Source organism: Pseudomonas sp. YJ42, assembly GCF_047225135.1.
GTDB lineage: Bacteria > Pseudomonadota > Gammaproteobacteria > Pseudomonadales > Pseudomonadaceae > Stutzerimonas > Stutzerimonas stutzeri_E.
The window spans coordinates 2,419,156-2,436,075 of record NZ_CP178378.1 but is presented as its reverse complement, the minus strand read 5'-3'; the positions used below and the strand labels follow the sequence as shown (position 1 = coordinate 2,436,075).

The window sequence follows — 16,920 nt, the reverse complement described above, 5'->3', positions numbered from 1 at the left end:
CTTCGTAGGGTAAGGCCTGAGCCCGGGGTTGGAGCACCGCAGGCGTTTATGGCGCGCTGCGGTAGGGGCATCGGCTCAGCGAGTCTGCCGCTGCTGCAGCAACAGGTTGTTATAGCCGCTTGACGAAAGCGTCTTCTGAGCCTGGCCAAGCTGCTCCCGGTTGGCGTAGGGGCCGACCAACACCCGATACCAATCCTCGTCGCGGACGGTGACGTTCTCGACCCGCACATCCTGACCCAGCAGGATGATTTGAGCCCTGACTCTTTCTGCTTCGGCTTGCTTGCGGAACGAGCCTGCCTGCAGGAAAAACTGGGTAACCGGTGCTTTGGCCACCATCGGCGGAGGTGGCGGTACCTGGCCATTCAAAGCGGCTTCGGCACGCGCCGCATCGATTTTGGCTGCCTCTTCTGCGGTGACCGGTTTCGGAGGCTCCGGTTTCGGTGCTTCAGGCGGCAGGATCACTTCGGACTCGGGCAGCAGCGTATAGAAGTCGTATTTCGGCTTCACCGGTTGGCCTGTAGTCGGCGGATGGCGCTTCGGCTGCTCCTTGGGCTTGGGCGTGTCCTTGGCACGCTTGATCTCGTCCCCGCCGGGTTCGAGGTTCATCAGAAACATGATGAAGCCGCCGATGACCAAGCCGCAAACCAGCCAGATCCATCCGGGCACGGGTTTCTTAGCGGGCGCTTGGTAGCGGCTCGCGCCACGCTTCGGTGCAGGTTTCTTCCTGGCTGCCACTTACATCCGCTCCAGCGTTTCCAGGCCAAGCAACTCCAGACCCTGCTTGAGGGTCTTGCCGGTCAGGGCAGCTAGACGCAGGCGGCTCTGTTTCACGGTTTCGCTTTCGGCGGTGAGTATTGGACAGTGCTCGTAGAAGCTGGAGAAAAGCCCGGCCAGCTCGTACAGGTAGCTGCACAGTAAATGCGGGACGCCCTTTTCGCCGACGCCGTTCAGCACCTCGGTGAACTGAGCGAGTTTTGCGCCCAGCTCTTGTTCCTGTTCGGCTTCCAGCCGTATCTCGCCTACAAGCCCGTCCATACCGGTGCCCAGTCTGCGAAATACGCTGGCCACGCGAGTGTAGGCATAAAGCAGGTAGGGCGCGGTGTTGCCTTCAAAACTGAGCATCTGCTCGAAGTTGAAACTGTAGTCGCTGGTGCGGTGCTTGGAGAGGTCCGCGTATTTAACGGCGCCGATGCCTACAGCGCGAGCGATCTGCCGCAGTTCGGCTTCGCTCAGGTCCGGATTCTTACCCTTGACCAGGCTGTAGGCGCGCTGCTCGGCCTCGTCGAGTAGGTCGACCAGCTTCACCGTGCCGCCATCGCGAGTCTTGAACGGGCGGCCATCGGCACCGTTCATGGTGCCAAAGCCCATATGTTCGAGTTGCATTCCCTCATGCACGAAGCCGGCGCGGCGCGCGACCTCGAAGGCCATCTGGAAATGCAGCGCTTGACGCTGATCGACAAAATACAGGGCGCGATCGGCGTTGAGTTGCTGGCTGCGGTAACGCATGGACGCCAGGTCGGTGGTGGCGTACAGGTAGCCGCCACCAGCCTTCTGGACGATCACCGGTAAGGGGTTGCCTTCGGCATTCTTGAACTCATCGAGAAAGACGCACTGGGCACCGTTGCTTTCGCTCAGCAGGCCTTTGGCCTTGAGCGACTCGACGATGTCGCCTAGCTCGGCGTTGTAGGCGCTCTCGCCCTTGACGTCGGCCGGTGTCAGCTTGACGTTGAGGCGGTCGTAGACCTTCTGGCAGTGCGACAGGGATATCTCGTTGAAGCGGGTCCACAGGCGCAGGCAGTCGGCATCGCCTGCTTGCAGTTTCACCACCAATTCACGGGCCCGATCGGCGAAGTCGGTGGATTCGTCGAAGCGCCGCTTGGCCGCGCGATAGAACTGCTCGAGATCGGACAGCTCGCTTTCGGCCGCGGCGGGGTTCTCCTCTAGATAGGCGAGCAGCATGCCGAACTGAGTGCCCCAGTCGCCGACGTGATTCTGCCGGATCACCTCGTCGCCAAGGTACTCAAGCACCCGCGCCACGGCATCGCCAATGATGGTGGAGCGCAGGTGGCCTACGTGCATTTCCTTGGCGAGATTCGGCGAGGAAAGGTCGACCACGACCCGCTGGGGTGGGCTTGCCTTGCTGACGCCCAGGTGCGGGTCGGCAAGCGCAGTGTCAAGGCGCTGGGCCAGCGCGGCGCTGTTCTGGAAAAAGTTGAGAAAGCCTGGGCCGGCGATCTCCACCTTGCTGACGCCGGGATCGGCCGGCAGCGCCTCGATGAGTCTCTGTGCGAGGTCGCGAGGCTTCATCCCGGCAGGCTTGGCGATCATCATGGCAATGTTGCTGGCGAAATCGCCGTGAGCCTTGTCGCGGGTGTTCTCCACCTGAATGGTCGGGCCCAACCCTTCGGGCAGCACGCCTTCAGCGGTGAGACGGGTCAGGGCTTGCTGGATCAGGTGGCGGATGCTGTCTTTCATCGTGAGCTCGGTCGGCCCGAAGGCTTTGGTCGAAAACTGGGCATTATCGACGTCCGAGGGGCGAACCTTCAAGGCTTAAGGTGCTTGGTTGCCGGTTAAGGCCAGATTCATCCAGCGTCAGAACAGGTCGATCGGATCGACATCCAGCGACCAGCGTACCGTACGGCTGCCCGGGAGCGCTTCCACCAGGGGCAGCCATGCACTCATCAGCTTGTGCAGCGGGGCTCGGGCATTGGCCTGGAGCAGCAGCTGGGCGCGGAAGCGCCCGGCGCGTCGCTCCATCGGTGCGGGCACCGGGCCGAGCAATTCAACCCCGCTTAAGCCGAGTTGCGTCGTCAGGTGTTCGGCTTGGCTGCAGGCCTGGTCGAGGAAGTCTTCAGCCTGGCCGGGCTTTGCCGCTTCGGCGCGTAGTAAAGCAAGATGGCTGAACGGTGGCAGGCCCGCGGCGCGGCGCTCGCTCAATGCCTGGTCGGCGAAGGCGAAATAGCCTTGCTCGGTCAATTGAACCAGCAGCGGATGGTCGGCCAGATGGGTCTGGATGATGACCTTGCCAGGCTCTTCGGCACGGCCTGCGCGCCCCGCCACCTGTACGATCAATTGGGCCATTCGCTCGCTGGCGCGAAAGTCTGCAGAGAATAGGCCGCCGTCCGCATCGAGGATCGCGACCAGGGTGACCCGAGGGAAATGATGTCCCTTGGCGAGCATCTGGGTGCCCACCAGCAGGCAGGGTTCGCCACGGTTGATGGTAGCCAGCAATTGCTCCATGGATCCCTTGCGTGACGTGCTGTCGCGGTCGATGCGCAGCACCGGATAGTCCGGAAAGAGAATGCTCAGACGTTCTTCCGCGCGCTCGGTGCCAGCACCTACAGGACGCAGGTCGAGTTTGTTGCACTCCGGACAATTGCGGGGTGGACGCTCGGAATGCCCGCAGTGGTGACAGCGCAGCTCATTGTGGCGTTGATGCAGAGTCATTCGGGCGTCGCAGCGCGGGCATTGACTGAGCCAGCCGCAATCATGGCACAGCAGCGAAGGGGCGAAGCCGCGGCGGTTCAGGAACACCAGCACCTGCTGCCCGGCGGCGAGTGTCTGTGCCATGGCTTGTTGCAGCGGGCCGGAGATGCCTGAATCCAGCGGTCGGCTTTTCACGTCGAGGCGCAGGAACCGGGGCGCTTGGGCACCACCGGCACGCTGGGTCAGCTTCAGCAGCGCGTAGCGACCGATGTGCGCATTGTGCAGGCTTTCCAATGACGGCGTTGCCGATCCCAGCAGGATCGGGAGGTTCTCTTGGCGGGCCCTGACCACAGCCAAGTCGCGAGCGTGATAGCGCAGGCCTTCTTGCTGCTTATAGGAGGCGTCGTGCTCCTCATCGAGAATGATCAGCCCCGGGTTCTTCATTGGGGTGAACAGCGCCGAACGGGTGCCAATGATGATGTCCGCCTCGCCATCGCGTGCCGCCAGCCAGGCGTCCAGGCGTTCGCGGTCGTTGACATTGGAGTGCAGCAGGGCGATACGCGCATTGAAGCGTTTTTCGAAGCGCGCCAGGGTTTGCGGGCCGAGGTTGATTTCAGGAATCAGTACCAGCGCCTGCTTGCCGGCTTCGAGCACCTGATGGATTAGCTGAAGATAGACCTCGGTCTTGCCGCTGCCCGTGACGCCGGCCAGCAGGAACGGCTGGAAGCCATCGAGGCCGGCACGGATGGCTTCGAAGGCTGCGCGTTGTTGCTGGTTCAGCGGAAGCTCCGGCTGCAGTAGCCAGCTACCCTGGTGCCGCTGAGTCCGATGACTGCGGCGTGTCTCGACGCGCAAAAGGCCCTTCTGTAGCAGCAGATCGAGACTGTCCTTGCTCAATTGCAGTTGGGTCAACAATGAATGCGCCACGCCGTGCGGATGTTGGCCGATGGTCTTCAGTGCCTCGCGTTGACGTGGCGCCCGGCTAAGGCGTGGATCCTCCGGTCGTGCTCCATTGACAACATGCCAGAAGCGCTCCTGCCTGGCCTCGGCAGGCTCGCCCTGGCGTAGTAGGACCGGAAGCGCCCAACTGAGCGTGTCGCCGAGGCTGTGCTGGTAATACTGGGCGGTCCACAGGCACAGCTTGAACAGCGGCGACGGTAGCGGAGGGCGCGCATCCAGCAGCTCCAGGGCCGGTTTGAGCTTCGCCTCGGGGATCTCGCTGTGGTTGGCCACTTCCACCAGAACTCCAACGATCTCGCGTCGCCCGAAGGGCACCCGCAACCGCATACCCGGCTGCAGCGATGCGTATGGAATGCCGGTTGGGGGGAGGTAATCGAAGAGTCTGCGCAACGGGGAGGGTAGCGCGAGGCGAAGTATGGGTTGGGGCACACGAAAGTCCTTGGAGGCGAACGCCGATGTTAAACGATCCAGCGCTGCAACAGACCGGCATGCGTTCAAGAGTCGGTTCGATAGCCAGATGCCTGTGATCGGGGGCTGTCGCCGATCGATCAGCTGCCCTTGCATCGCTAACGGTCTCTGGTATCATTCGCGCCCTTCCGTGCGGTACTCGACATAGGGTCGGGTGGCGGCACAAGTCCTAGAGGATTTTTCCATGAAAGCCGATATCCATCCTAACTACGTTGAAATCGAAGCCACTTGCAGCTGCGGCAACGTCATCAAGACTCGCTCCACGCTGGCCAAGAACCTGAACATCGACGTGTGCTCTGAGTGCCATCCGTTCTACACCGGCAAGCAGAAAGTGCTGGACACCGGCGGCCGTATCGACCGCTTCAAGCAGCGTTTCGGTGTGTTCGGCGCGAAGTAAGCTGTCGCCGCGACGGGAATCCCATGAGGTTTTCCGAGCATCTTAAAAAGGCGTCCCTGGTGGGCGCCTTTTTCGTTTCCGTCTTCTTCAGTCTGCAGGCGCAGGCGCTTTGTCCTGTTAGCGGCCCGCTGCCGTCAGCGAAGGTCGCAACAGTCATCGACGGAGATACTCTGCGCCTGGTCGATGGGCGTCGCGTACGCCTCATCGGCGTGAATGCCCCTGAAGTCGGCCGCAAGGGGCGCAGTGCCGAACCGTTCGCGGAGGCGGCCAAGCGTCGGCTGCAAGCACTTGTAAACGCCAGTGGCGGACGCGTGGGGCTGCGGCTCGGTCAGGAGGCCAGTGATCATTACGGCCGACTGCTGGCCCATGCCTTCGACTCGCACGGTGAAAATCTCGAAGCTGTTCTGCTTGCCGAAGGGCTGGGCTTTTTTGTCGCCATCGCACCGAACACGCTGCTGGCTGACTGTCATCTCGCCGTGGAACAGCAGGCTCGGCTTGCCGGCAAAGGTGTCTGGCATCAGCCCCCGATCACCTCGGCTGAGCGCCTGCGCCGCGGTGGTTTTGCACTGGTCAGGGCGCGGGTCGATCGACTGGAGACCAATCGTGGTGGCGTCTGGTTGGAGCTGGATGGCCCTCTGGTGATTCAGGTTCCCCGTGAAGCCGTTGCGTCATTCGCCGATTCGCTGAAAGACCTGCCAGGCAAGCAGGTCGAAGCAAGGGGTTGGGTGATCGATCGCAAGGGGCGTGCGGATTTGTCGCGTCAGGCTCGCTGGCTACTGAGAGCAAGCCACCCGTCCATGCTTGTTCCGCTGCCGTAACTCGTCGTTAGCTGGCGGGGCGGGAAAATTTTTGGCTCGGCTTAACTGAAAGTCGTAGGGCCAGGTCTTGACAGTCACCTTTCCCGTTGGCTTGTGACGGCGCTCGGTCTTGGCGTATGCTCGGCCCCCTGTCTGTCCCAGTAAAATAAGCGGAATGCCTCATGACTGACCTGAAAACTGCCGCTCTCGACTATCATTCCCAGCCTCGTCCGGGAAAGCTGAGTGTCGAGCTGACCAAGCCCACTTCCACCGCTCGTGATCTGTCACTGGCCTACAGCCCTGGCGTGGCGGAACCGGTTCGAGAAATCGCCCGTGATCCGGAGCTGGCTTACCGATACACCGGTAAAGGCAATCTGGTCGCGGTGATCTCCGACGGCACCGCGATTCTTGGTCTGGGCAATCTGGGGCCGCTGGCATCCAAGCCGGTTATGGAAGGCAAGGGCGTTCTGTTCAAGCGATTCGCTGGTGTCGACGTGTTCGATATCGAAGTCGATGCGGAAAGCCCTCAGGCTTTCATCGATACGGTCAAGCGCATTTCCATTACCTTCGGTGGCATCAACCTGGAAGATATCAAGGCGCCTGAATGCTTCGAGATCGAGCGGGCGCTGATCGAGCAATGCGACATTCCGGTATTCCATGACGACCAGCACGGCACCGCTATCGTTACTGCGGCGGGCATGCTCAATGCATTGGAAATCGCTGGCAAGACGCTGGAGCAGGCCAAGATCGTCTGCCTCGGCGCCGGCGCTGCGGCGACCTCTTGCATGAAGCTGCTTGTCAGTATGGGGGCGAAGGTCGAGAACATTTTCATGATCGATCGCAAGGGTGTAGTCCATGCTGGTCGTGACGATCTGAATCAGTACAAGGCGGTGTTTGCCCATGAGACAGACAAGCGCACGCTGGATGATGCCCTCGATGGCGCTGACGTCTTTGTAGGCCTGTCCGGCCCCAATCTGTTGAGCGCCGAAGGCCTCAAGCTGATGGCAGCGAACCCGGTAGTGTTCGCCTGCTCGAACCCCGATCCGGAGATCAACCCAGAGCTCGCTCACGCGACCCGTCCCGATGTGATCATGGCTACTGGCCGCTCGGATTATCCGAACCAGGTCAACAACGTGTTGGGCTTCCCGTTCATTTTCCGTGGGGCGCTGGATGTTCGTGCGACGCGCATCAATGAGGAGATGAAAATCGCTGCTGCGGTGGCTCTGCGTGAGCTGGCCAAGCTGCCGGTTCCGGCTGAGGTGGCTGCTGCTTATGGCGTTGAGCAGCTTCAGTTCGGACGTGAATACATCATTCCGAAACCGATGGATCCTCGCCTGATCACCCTCGTCTCCGACGCGGTGGCCAAAGCAGCGATCGAAAGCGGCGTGGCGACACTGCCGTATCCGTCGAATTACCCGCTCAAGTCGGTTCACGACGTGTTCAATGGCTGATTAGCTCGGCCATAGCCCCGCTTCGGCGGGTGCGCGGCACTCGGAAAAACCCCAGCCCCGGCTGGGGTTTTCTATTTCGGGCTATGGTAAGAAGCTTGGCGCACTGGAGCGCGCTTGCGGCCTGTGATCCCCCGAGTTCGCTGCTATCAGGAGCGGGCGTCGGGGGATGCAGAAGATTTAGAACAGATCGATCGGTGCGGCTTCGGATGCTGGTAGCGGGCTGTCGGGCAACATTGAGCCTGGAATCATCTCGTCATTCATGTCAGGCGGTGAGTCTTCGCTTCGAAAGATCTCAAAGTAAGCGTCAGGTGTGCCAGGGGCTGCCGCTCGGCCGCTTTTGGGATCGATTCGCAATGTCAAAATGCCTTCCGGTTCGGCGGGCGCATGCTCGGGGGCGCCGTCCAGCACGGCGCTCATGTACTTCATCCAAATCGGCAGCGCTACCGTTCCGCCATATTCCCGCCGACCGAGCGTTTGGGGCTGATCGAAGCCTGTCCAGACCGTGGTCACGATGTCAGCGTTGTAGCCGGAGAACCAACTGTCCTTGGACTCGTTGGTCGTGCCGGTCTTTCCTGCAAGATCCCCGCGCCCCATCGCCAAAGCCCGTCTGCCTGTGCCGCGCTTGATGACGTCCTGCAGCATGCTGGTCATGATGTAGGCGGTGCGCTCGTCGATGATCTGCTCCGCATACGCGGGCGCCGGCCTGGCTGGCTGCGAGTCGCTCGCCAGTGGCGTGTCGAGCTGTGCGTAGGCGGTGGCCGCCGCTTCATCCTTCGCTGCTGTGTCGCCTTGCTCCGGTACGCGCACCGGGTTCGCCTCGAAGATGATTTTTCCGTCTCGATCCTCGATGCGCTCGATCAGATAGGGTTCGATCTTGTAGCCCCCGTTCGCGAATGCTGTCCAGCCGGTAGCGATTTCCATTGGCGTCAGGGTTGCCGTACCAAGCGCCAGCGACAGGTTGGCAGGCAGGTCTTCGGATTTGAATCCAAAGCGTTTGATGTAGTCGAGGGTGTACGGAAGGCCAAGGGTCTGCAGCAGGCGAATCGAGACCAGGTTGCGTGATTTGTAAAGCGCCTCGCGCAGCCGGATCGGGCCTAGAAAGGTATTGTTGTCATTCTTGGGGCGCCAAACGCGATCCAGGCCTTCCTCGACGAAGACGATAGGGGAGTCGTTGACCAGAGTCGCAGGGGTGAATCCGGCATCCAATGCGGCGCTATAGATAAAAGGTTTGAAGCTTGAGCCGGGCTGACGCTTGGCCTGGATAGCGCGGTTGTAGTTGCTTTGCCCAAAGGAAAAACCACCGGTCAACGCTTCGATGGAGCCGTCAAGCGGATCAAGGGATACCAGTGCGCCTTGAGCCTGGGGTATCTGGCTGAACAGCACTTCGTCATCCCGGATCTGAACGCGGATGACGTCTCCTGGCTTGACGACTTCCGATGGTGACCTGGGTTGGGGCCCCAGGCTGTTGGTATTAATGAACGGGCGAGCCCATTTCATGCTTTCCCAGCTGATGCTGCGCTCGCTGCCGTCACGAAGGAGGACCTTGATCCCATCTTTGGAGACGGCACTTACGGCAGCAGGGAGCACGCCGGCCTGGCTGCGATAGTTGCCCAATTCCTTCAGCCAGCTCTCCCGGTCGGTGCCGGTCAGCCGAGCTTCCGGGCCGCGATAGCCGTGACGCTGGTCGTATTCGATCAATCCCTGGACAAGCGCCTGGTTGGCAGCGAGCTGACGCTCACTGGTGGCGGTGGTGTAAACGCGGAATCCATCGGTGTAAGCAGCACTACCGAAACGACCGACCATTTCGGCACGTGCCATCTCCGCTATATAAGGTGCATCAAGTTCCGGCGATGACCCGTGATAGGACGCATCGACAACCTCTGTCAGCGCTTGCTGATAGCGGGTCTCGTCTATTTTTCCGAGCCGGTACATTCGTCCAAGAATCCAGTCACGCCGCTCCTTGGCACGCTCTGGGTTGGCCAGTGGGTTGAATGCAGACGGTGCTTTCGGTAAGCCTGCGATCATGGCCATCTGCGCGAGGCTCAGCTCGCCGATGGGTTTGCCGTAGTAGACCTGCGATGCCGCTTCGATACCGTAAGCTCGGTTGCCCAGATAAATTTTATTGACGTACAGCTCAAGGATCTCATCCTTGCGCATTTCCCTTTCGATCTGAAGGGCTAAAAGGATCTCGTTGATCTTCCGCGAAAAGCTTCGCTCGCTGGTGAGGAAGTAATTCTTCGCCACCTGCATAGTGATGGTGCTGCCGCCGGTCTGAATATGGCCGGTTTTCAATAATTGCGTGGCAGCGCGCATCAGACTGGAAACATCGACGCCATAATGATTCGCGAAGTTGTCGTCTTCGGCCGCCAGCAATGCGGCGATGAAATCCTTGGGTATCTCGTCGAATCCGATGGGGGAACGACGCATTTCGCCATACTCGGCGATCAGCTTGTCGTCATCGCTGTAGACGCGCAGCGGAATCTGGAGCTGTATGCTGCGTAGCGAGTCGACCGATGGCAGGTTGGGGCTGAGGTAAAGAAACGCGCCACTGAGACTGAGTAAAAGTCCACAGAAAACAGCCAAGCACGACCATAGGAAAAACTTCAGAAAACGCATCGGGGTTTATTGAATCCAGGGTGGGAAATGAGGTGTAAGCCGCAGACAGTGCTGAAAAGAAAAACCGTTCACATTATAAGCGGTTTTTTTGCTGGGGAGCCATTTGCGCTTCTGTCAAGGCTGTTATTTAATGCGGACAAACATAATTAATCCGTAAGTAGCGGATAAAGATAGGAAATCGGCCGTGCTAGGGCTCTTCACTAAGAAAGCGAATACGCTGCTTGGGATCGACATCAGTTCGACGTCTGTCAAGCTGCTCGAATTAAGCCGCTCAGGCTCCCGGTATCGGGTTGAGTCATTTGCGGTCGAGCCGCTTCCGCCGAACGCTGTGGTAGAAAAGAACATCGCTGAACTGGACGGTGTGGGCCAGGCGCTGTCTCGGTTGTTAGCTAAAGCGAAAACCGGTGTGAAATCCGCCGCAGTAGCGGTTTCCGGTTCGGCGGTCATCACCAAGAGCATCGAAATGGACGCCGGGTTGAGCGACGACGACCTGGAAAATCAGCTGAAGATCGAAGCGGATCAGTACATTCCTTACCCGCTGGAAGAAGTCGCTATCGACTTTGAAGTGCAGGGGCCGGCCGCTCGCGCCCCGGGACGCGTCGAGGTGCTGTTGGCGGCGTGTCGCAAGGAAAACGTAGAGATTCGCGAAGCGGCTCTGGCCCTGGCTGGACTGGCGGCCAAGGTTGTCGATGTCGAAGCCTATGCGCTGGAGCGTTCATTTGGTTTGCTAGCGCCCCAGCTGGGTGCCGGTCACGACGAGCTGACCATTGCTCTGGTCGACATCGGTGCGACCATGACCACGCTGAGCGTGTTGCACAACGGCCGCACGATCTATACCCGCGAACAGTTGTTCGGTGGGCGTCAGCTTACCGAAGAGATTCAGCGTCGCTACGGGCTATCGATGGAAGAAGCTGGCCTTGCCAAAAAGCAAGGAGGCCTCCCAGACGACTATGACAGCGAAGTATTGCAGCCGTTCAAAGAAGCGGTCGTTCAGCAGGTGTCGCGCTCGCTCCAGTTTTTCTTCGCCGCCGGGCAGTTCCATGACGTGGACTACATCCTTCTGGCTGGCGGGACGGCATCGATTCCGGGGCTGGATCGGTTGATTCAGCAGAAAATCGGGACTCAGACTTTAGTCGCCAATCCGTTTGCCGATATGGCGTTGAGTAGCAAGGTCAACGCTGGCGCGCTCGCCAGTGATGCGCCGTCCCTGATGATTGCCTGCGGGTTGGCCTTGAGGAGTTTCGACTGATGGCCCGGATCAACCTATTGCCCTGGCGCGAGCAGCTCCGTGAAGAGCGTAAGCAGCGCTTCCTGGTGTCGCTCGCCGGTGTGGCTGTCGTGGCGGTGGGCCTGCTGTTTCTCGCGGATCAGTACTTCACCCATGCCATTGAACGGCAGAACGCGCGAAATGACTTCATCCGCAAAGAGATTGCGGTGCTGGATACGCGTATCGCGGAAATCAAAGAACTGCGTGAGCGTCGGCAGCAATTGCTTGAGCGTATGAAGATTATTCAGGATCTGCAGGGCAATCGCCCCATCATCGGCAGGGTTTTTGATCAGCTGGTACGCACGCTTCCCGATGGCGTGTATTTCACCGGATTGAAAATGACTGGCAAGAACATCGCCATTGTTGGTGGTGCTGAATCCAACAACCGGGTCTCTAACCTGATGCGCAACTTGGATGGTTCTGAATGGCTGGAAGCGCCAAACCTGAACGAGGTGAAGGCTGTCACGGCGGGTGCGGTCGATCAGGAAAACGTGTTTCAGCTAACGGTTCAGCAGACGCAGCCGGCTGTCGCAGCCGAAGGAGATAAGCCATGAGTCTGGCGAACTCCTTAGAAAGTCTGCGTAGCGTCGACCTGAGCGACTTGGACATGAACAACGTGGGCTCCTGGCCCGCTGCGGTAAAGGTGATAGCTGCAGTATTGCTGATGATGCTGGTGCTCGGAGGTGGCTATTACTTCTACCTCAGCGACATGCAGGTCAGCCTGGAGCAACAGCAAGCGCAGGAGGAAACGCTAAAGCAGCAATTCTCCACGAAGGCGTTTCAGGCAGCGAATCTGGAAGCGTACAAGGCGCAGATGGTCGAGATGGAAGCATCGTTTGGTGCCTTGTTGCGCCAGTTACCGAGCGATACCGAAGTGCCGGGTTTGCTCGAAGACATTACCCGCACCGGCCTGGGCAGTGGGCTGGAGTTCGAAGAGATCAAGTTGCAGCCGGAAGTGACGCAGCAGTTCTATATCGAGCTGCCGATACAGATCAAAGTGGTCGGTGGCTATCACGACCTCGCAACGTTTGTCAGCGGCGTGTCGAGTTTGCCACGGATCGTTACCCTGCATGATTTCGAGATAAAGCCTCAGAGCAAGGATTCCTCTTCCAAGCTGCACATGAGCATCCTGGCCAAGACCTATCGCTATAACGACAAGGGGCTGCAGAAATGAATGGAGCCCGACTTATCGCGCTGAGCATGGGCTTGGTGTTACTGGCCGGATGTGGCGCTAACAGAGATTTCGACGATCTACGTGCTTACATGGACGAAGTGCGCGCCAAGCCCAAAGGATCGATAGAACCATTGCCAGCGTTTCTGCCATATGAGGCGTTTACCTATAGCGCTTCATCGCTGCGCCATCCATTCCAGCCGCCAATGAAGATCGATCTGACTCAGCGGCAGAAGGGTTCAAAAGATATTCACCCTGACGAGACGCGCATCAAGCAGTTCCTCGAACAATTCAATATCGAAAACTTCGTCATGGTCGGCACGTTGACCAACGACGCAGGTAAGTACGCCTTGATCAAAGGCGGCGACGGGGTTCACCGAGTCAAGGTCGGTGACTATCTGGGGCGCAACCATGGTCGTATCGTTGAAATCAGCGAGGCCGAGGTGGATGTGCTTGAAATCGTTCCGGACGGAGAGGGTGGGTGGCTTGAGCGCCCGCGTAGCCTGACCTTGAAAGAGCGCTCCTGAGTCATGGCAAAAATGGAAAACCTATACCGGTCTGCACAACGGAAGCCTTTTATGAATACCACTCTCTCTCGTCTCGGCTTGTCTTTGCTGGCGGCGATTATTTCGCCCGCGCTGCTGGCCGCGAATCTGAATTCGCTCGATGTTGCGTCGCTACCCGGAGACCGTGTTGAGCTGAAACTGGCCTTCGACGAGCCGGTGCCTGCTCCGCGCGGATACACGCTTGACCAGCCCGCTCGCATCGCCCTTGATCTGCCGGGTGTCTCCAGCAAGCTGGCGTCCAAGAACCGAGAACTCGGCGTTGGCAATGCGCGGAGTGTAACGGTCGTCGAGGCACAGGGCCGCACCCGGCTTATCGTCAACCTCACCTCTTTGGTTCCCTATTCGACCCGAGTCGACGGGAGCAATGTGTTTGTCGTTCTGGGCGAAAACGGCGCATCACCCGCTGCGGTCCCAGCCGCGCCTGTTGCACCGGTTGATAGGCGCGCGCCGGTCGCCTCAATGGCCACGGGCAAGTCGATTAGCAACATCGATTTTCGTCGCGGGGAAGACGGTGCCGGTAACGTAGTCATTACTCTGTCGGACCCATCGATCAGTCCGAGTATCGAGGAGCAGGGTGGCAAGATCCGCGTATCGTTCGCCAAGACGCAATTACCGGAGTCGCTGCGGGTCAGGTTGGACGTGCAGGACTTCGCCACGCCGGTCAAGTTTGTCGATTCGAGCAGTAAGGCCGATGGCGCAAGCATTGCGATCGAGCCTAGCGGGCGATACGACTATCTGGCGTACCAGACCGACGACAAGTTGACTATCAGCGTCAAGCCGCTTAGCGAAGCCGATGTCGAGAAGCGCAATGCGCAGCATTTCACCTATTCTGGAGAGAAGCTGTCGCTGAACTTCCAAGATATCGACGTTCGTTCTGTTCTGCAGCTGATTGCAGACTTCACTGATTTGAATCTGGTAGCGAGTGATACCGTACAGGGCAATATCACGTTGCGTTTGCAGAACGTTCCGTGGGACCAGGCGTTGGATCTTGTCTTGAAAACCAAGGGCCTCGACAAGCGTCAGGTGGGCAACGTCCTGCTGGTTGCTCCAGCGGACGAAATTGCTGCACGTGAACGTCAGGAGTTGGAATCCAAGCGGCAGATTGCCGAGCTGGCGCCCCTCCGTCGTGAAGTCGTGCAGGTGAATTACGCTAAAGCTGCGGATATTGCGAAGCTTTTTCAATCGGTGACTGCAGTTGATGGGCAGGCTGACGAGCGTGGCTCCATCGCGGTTGATGATCGCACAAACAATATAATCGCCTACCAGACTCAAGAGCGTTTGGATGAATTACGCCGTATCGTGACTCAGCTGGACATCCCGGTTCGTCAGGTCATGATTGAGGCTCGGATTGTTGAGGCAAACGTTGGCTATGATAAGGCGCTTGGGGTTCGGTGGGGCGGGAACATTGTGAACGACCAATGGAGTGCCTACGGCAAGGATGGCGCCCGAGCCGTCGACGACGATGGGATTTTGAGGCCGCCAGGCACGAAAAAAATCGGTAATTATACTCTTGAGGACGGCACGGCGCCGGTTCCTTTTGTCGACATGGGAGTATTAAATAGCACGTCCGGTGTAGGCATTGGTTTTATTTCAGATCACGTTCTTTTGGACCTTCAGCTCTCTGCTATGGAGAAAACCGGAAATGGAGAAGTCGTATCCCAGCCGAAGGTGATGACCGCGGACAAAGAAACAGCGAAGATTCTGAAAGGCACAGAAGTTCCTTATCAGGAGGCTAGCTCCAGCGGTGCGACGAGCACCTCTTTCAAAGAAGCAGCTTTGTCCTTGGAGGTTACGCCCCAGATCACGCCGGATAACCGCATTATTATGGAAGTCAAGGTCACTAAAGATGCACCAGACTTCCGCAACGCAGTCAATGGCGTGCCACCAATCGATAAAAACGAAGTCAACGCCAAGGTACTGGTGAACGATGGCGAAACAGTAGTGATCGGTGGTGTATTCTCCAACAGCCAGTCGCAAAGCGTCGACAAGGTTCCGTTTCTTGGCGACGTACCTTATCTTGGACGGCTGTTTCGTCGTGATGTTGTGACAGATGCCAAGTCTGAGCTGTTGGTATTCCTTACCCCTAGAATCCTGAATCACCAGGCCATTGCAGTGAATCGTTAAATCGGTGGAAAACATTATCCTCGTGGGTCCGATGGGTGCCGGTAAAAGCACCATCGGGCGCCTGCTTGCCAAGGAGCTTCGTCTTCCCTTTCGGGATTCCGATAAGGAGATCGAGCAGCGCACGGGTGCAAGTATTCCGCTGATATTCGATGTTGAGGGTGAGCAGGGGTTTCGCGAAAGAGAACACGCGGCCATTATTGATTTGTGCCAGATGCGTGGCGTCGTGTTGGCAACCGGCGGTGGTGCTGTGCTGCGGCCGGATAATCGTCGACTCTTACGCGCGGGTGGTCGGGTGATCTACCTTTGCACCTCGGTCGAGCAGCAGCTCGACCGCACCTCTCGCGATCGCAATCGTCCACTATTGCAAAAACCCAATCCTCGCGAGACGCTCACGAATCTGATGGCTGAGCGGGATCCACTGTACCGTGAGGTCGCGGACATGATCATACAGACGGATGAGCGCCCCCCGCGGCTGGTTGTGGTTGAAATTCTCGCTCAACTCCAATCCTTAGCACCTCGTGAAAGCCTGGGGCGATCTGCGCTATCCTAGCTCCCTTTAAGCGTGGGGGCCCTATGCAGACTCTACATGTCGATCTCGGCGAGCGTAGCTATCCGATCCATATTGGCGAGCAGCTCATTGATCGCGGTGAGCTGTTATCCCGTCATATCCGCGGCAAGCAAGTCGCCATTGTTACCAACGACACCGTTGCGCCGCTCTACCTTGAGCGTCTTTCACGCAGCCTGGCCGGGTACGCCATCACGCCGATCGTGCTGCCTGATGGAGAGGCATACAAGGACTGGCAGACGCTGCAGTCGATCTTCGATGCGTTGCTGACAGCCAGGCACGACCGGAACACCACCATTATCGCGTTGGGTGGTGGGGTGGTTGGCGACATGGCCGGTTTTGCGGCTGCTAGTTACCAGCGTGGAGTCGATTTCATCCAGGTACCGACAACGCTCCTGTCACAGGTCGATTCTTCGGTCGGTGGCAAGACTGGTATCAATCATCCGCTCGGCAAGAACATGGTCGGTGCCTTCTATCAGCCGCAAGCAGTACTGATTGATACCTCTACGCTGGCAACGTTGCCGGTGCGAGAGCTGTCGGCTGGCTTGGCTGAGGTAATCAAGTACGGTTTGATCTGCGACGAGCCGTTCTTGGGGTGGCTAGAGGAGAATATCGACAAGCTACGTGGGCTGGATCAGGCGGCGCTTACCGAAGCGATAAGGTGCTCTTGTGCGGCCAAAGCGCGCGTGGTTGGCGCAGATGAGCGAGAGTCGGGCATTCGCGCAACGCTGAATCTTGGTCATACCTTCGGTCATGCCATCGAGACCCATCAGGGTTACGGTGTCTGGCTGCATGGTGAGGCGGTATCGGCTGGCACAGTCATGGCGCTCGAGATGTCTCGGCAGCTTGGATGGATCACTGTCGGTGAGCGAGACCGCGCCGTGCGCCTCCTGGCGCGTGCTGGTTTGCCAGTGGTGCCTCCGAGCAACATGCGAGCCGAAGATTTTCTCCAGCATATGGCGGTCGACAAGAAAGTCCTGAACGGGCAGTTGCGGTTGGTGCTGCTCAAGCGGTTGGGTGAGGCGTTGATCACCGGCGATTTCCCTCGCGAGCTGCTGGAAGCCACATTGAACGTCAATTACGACGCGCTTACGCAAGAGTTAAGAACCTAA

General features: G+C 58.8%; 14 protein-coding genes. 10 read left to right on the top strand and 4 right to left on the bottom strand.

The features are described 5' to 3' along the window. Positions 1 to 75: 75 nt before the first annotated feature. The 3 genes from ACL0K2_RS11065 to ACL0K2_RS11055 form a co-directional block, all read right to left on the bottom strand. Entirely contained in the window at positions 76 to 735 is a 660-nt protein-coding gene (locus ACL0K2_RS11065; protein WP_045160483.1) for an SPOR domain-containing protein, read from the bottom strand. Continuing rightward, the gene (gene argS, locus ACL0K2_RS11060) at positions 736 to 2,475 is read right to left on the bottom strand and encodes an arginine--tRNA ligase (RefSeq protein ID WP_413044402.1); all 1,740 of its coding nucleotides are present in this window, start codon (positions 2,473 to 2,475) and stop codon (positions 736 to 738) included. A gap of 117 nt (positions 2,476 to 2,592) precedes the next feature. Then, positions 2,593 to 4,815 carry a primosomal protein N' gene (locus ACL0K2_RS11055; protein WP_239610199.1) on the bottom strand — a complete coding sequence of 741 codons (2,223 nt, stop codon included), beginning with the start codon at positions 4,813 to 4,815 and terminating at the stop codon, positions 2,593 to 2,595. A 223-nt stretch (positions 4,816 to 5,038) separates the two neighbouring features. Here ACL0K2_RS11055 and rpmE point away from each other — a divergent pair, with 223 nt between their 5' ends. The 3 genes from rpmE to ACL0K2_RS11040 all read left to right on the top strand — a co-directional run bounded on the left by rpmE (position 5,039) and on the right by ACL0K2_RS11040 (position 7,499). Then, positions 5,039 to 5,251, top strand: a complete 213-nt coding sequence (gene rpmE / locus ACL0K2_RS11050) for a 50S ribosomal protein L31 (protein ID WP_045160485.1) — start codon at positions 5,039 to 5,041, stop codon at positions 5,249 to 5,251. A 23-nt stretch (positions 5,252 to 5,274) separates the two neighbouring features. Then, a complete protein-coding gene (locus ACL0K2_RS11045; RefSeq protein ID WP_045160486.1) occupies positions 5,275 to 6,069 on the top strand; it encodes a thermonuclease family protein in 795 nt (264 codons plus the stop codon). A 161-nt stretch (positions 6,070 to 6,230) separates the two neighbouring features. Then, complete coding sequence (locus ACL0K2_RS11040) at positions 6,231 to 7,499, top strand: malic enzyme-like NAD(P)-binding protein (protein ID WP_045160487.1); 1,269 nt, start codon at positions 6,231 to 6,233, stop codon at positions 7,497 to 7,499. Positions 7,500 to 7,676: 177 nt separating this feature from the next. On the opposite strand, the gene ACL0K2_RS11035 is transcribed toward ACL0K2_RS11040, so the two are convergent. After that, positions 7,677 to 10,115, bottom strand: coding sequence for a penicillin-binding protein 1A (locus ACL0K2_RS11035; RefSeq protein ID WP_413044401.1), 2,439 nt, complete (start codon positions 10,113 to 10,115; stop codon positions 7,677 to 7,679). Between the two features lie 184 nt (positions 10,116 to 10,299). Here ACL0K2_RS11035 and ACL0K2_RS11030 point away from each other — a divergent pair, with 184 nt between their 5' ends. From ACL0K2_RS11030 to aroB, 7 genes are read left to right on the top strand one after another with little or no spacing between them, the layout of a single operon-like run. After that, positions 10,300 to 11,364 (top strand): pilus assembly protein PilM, encoded by a 1,065-nt coding sequence (locus ACL0K2_RS11030; protein WP_413044400.1) that lies wholly within the window; start codon positions 10,300 to 10,302, stop codon positions 11,362 to 11,364. Beyond that, positions 11,364 to 11,936, top strand: coding sequence for a type 4a pilus biogenesis protein PilN (pilN, locus tag ACL0K2_RS11025; RefSeq protein ID WP_045160490.1), 573 nt, complete (start codon positions 11,364 to 11,366; stop codon positions 11,934 to 11,936). Before ACL0K2_RS11030 ends, pilN begins: the two co-directional genes overlap by 1 nt. Then, entirely contained in the window at positions 11,933 to 12,556 is a 624-nt protein-coding gene (gene pilO / locus ACL0K2_RS11020) for a type 4a pilus biogenesis protein PilO (RefSeq protein ID WP_045160491.1), read from the top strand. Before pilN ends, pilO begins: the two co-directional genes overlap by 4 nt. Beyond that, entirely contained in the window at positions 12,553 to 13,080 is a 528-nt protein-coding gene (gene pilP, locus ACL0K2_RS11015; RefSeq protein ID WP_413044399.1) for a type 4a pilus biogenesis lipoprotein PilP, read from the top strand. Before pilO ends, pilP begins: the two co-directional genes overlap by 4 nt. A 51-nt stretch (positions 13,081 to 13,131) precedes the next feature. Beyond that, complete coding sequence (gene pilQ, locus ACL0K2_RS11010; protein WP_413044398.1) at positions 13,132 to 15,243, top strand: type IV pilus secretin PilQ; 2,112 nt, start codon at positions 13,132 to 13,134, stop codon at positions 15,241 to 15,243. A 4-nt stretch (positions 15,244 to 15,247) separates the two neighbouring features. Next, positions 15,248 to 15,793: a shikimate kinase AroK gene (gene aroK, locus ACL0K2_RS11005; RefSeq protein WP_239610208.1), complete on the top strand. Its 546-nt coding sequence runs from the start codon at positions 15,248 to 15,250 to the stop codon at positions 15,791 to 15,793. A gap of 23 nt (positions 15,794 to 15,816) precedes the next feature. Beyond that, a complete protein-coding gene (gene aroB, locus ACL0K2_RS11000) occupies positions 15,817 to 16,920 on the top strand; it encodes a 3-dehydroquinate synthase (protein WP_413044397.1) in 1,104 nt (367 codons plus the stop codon).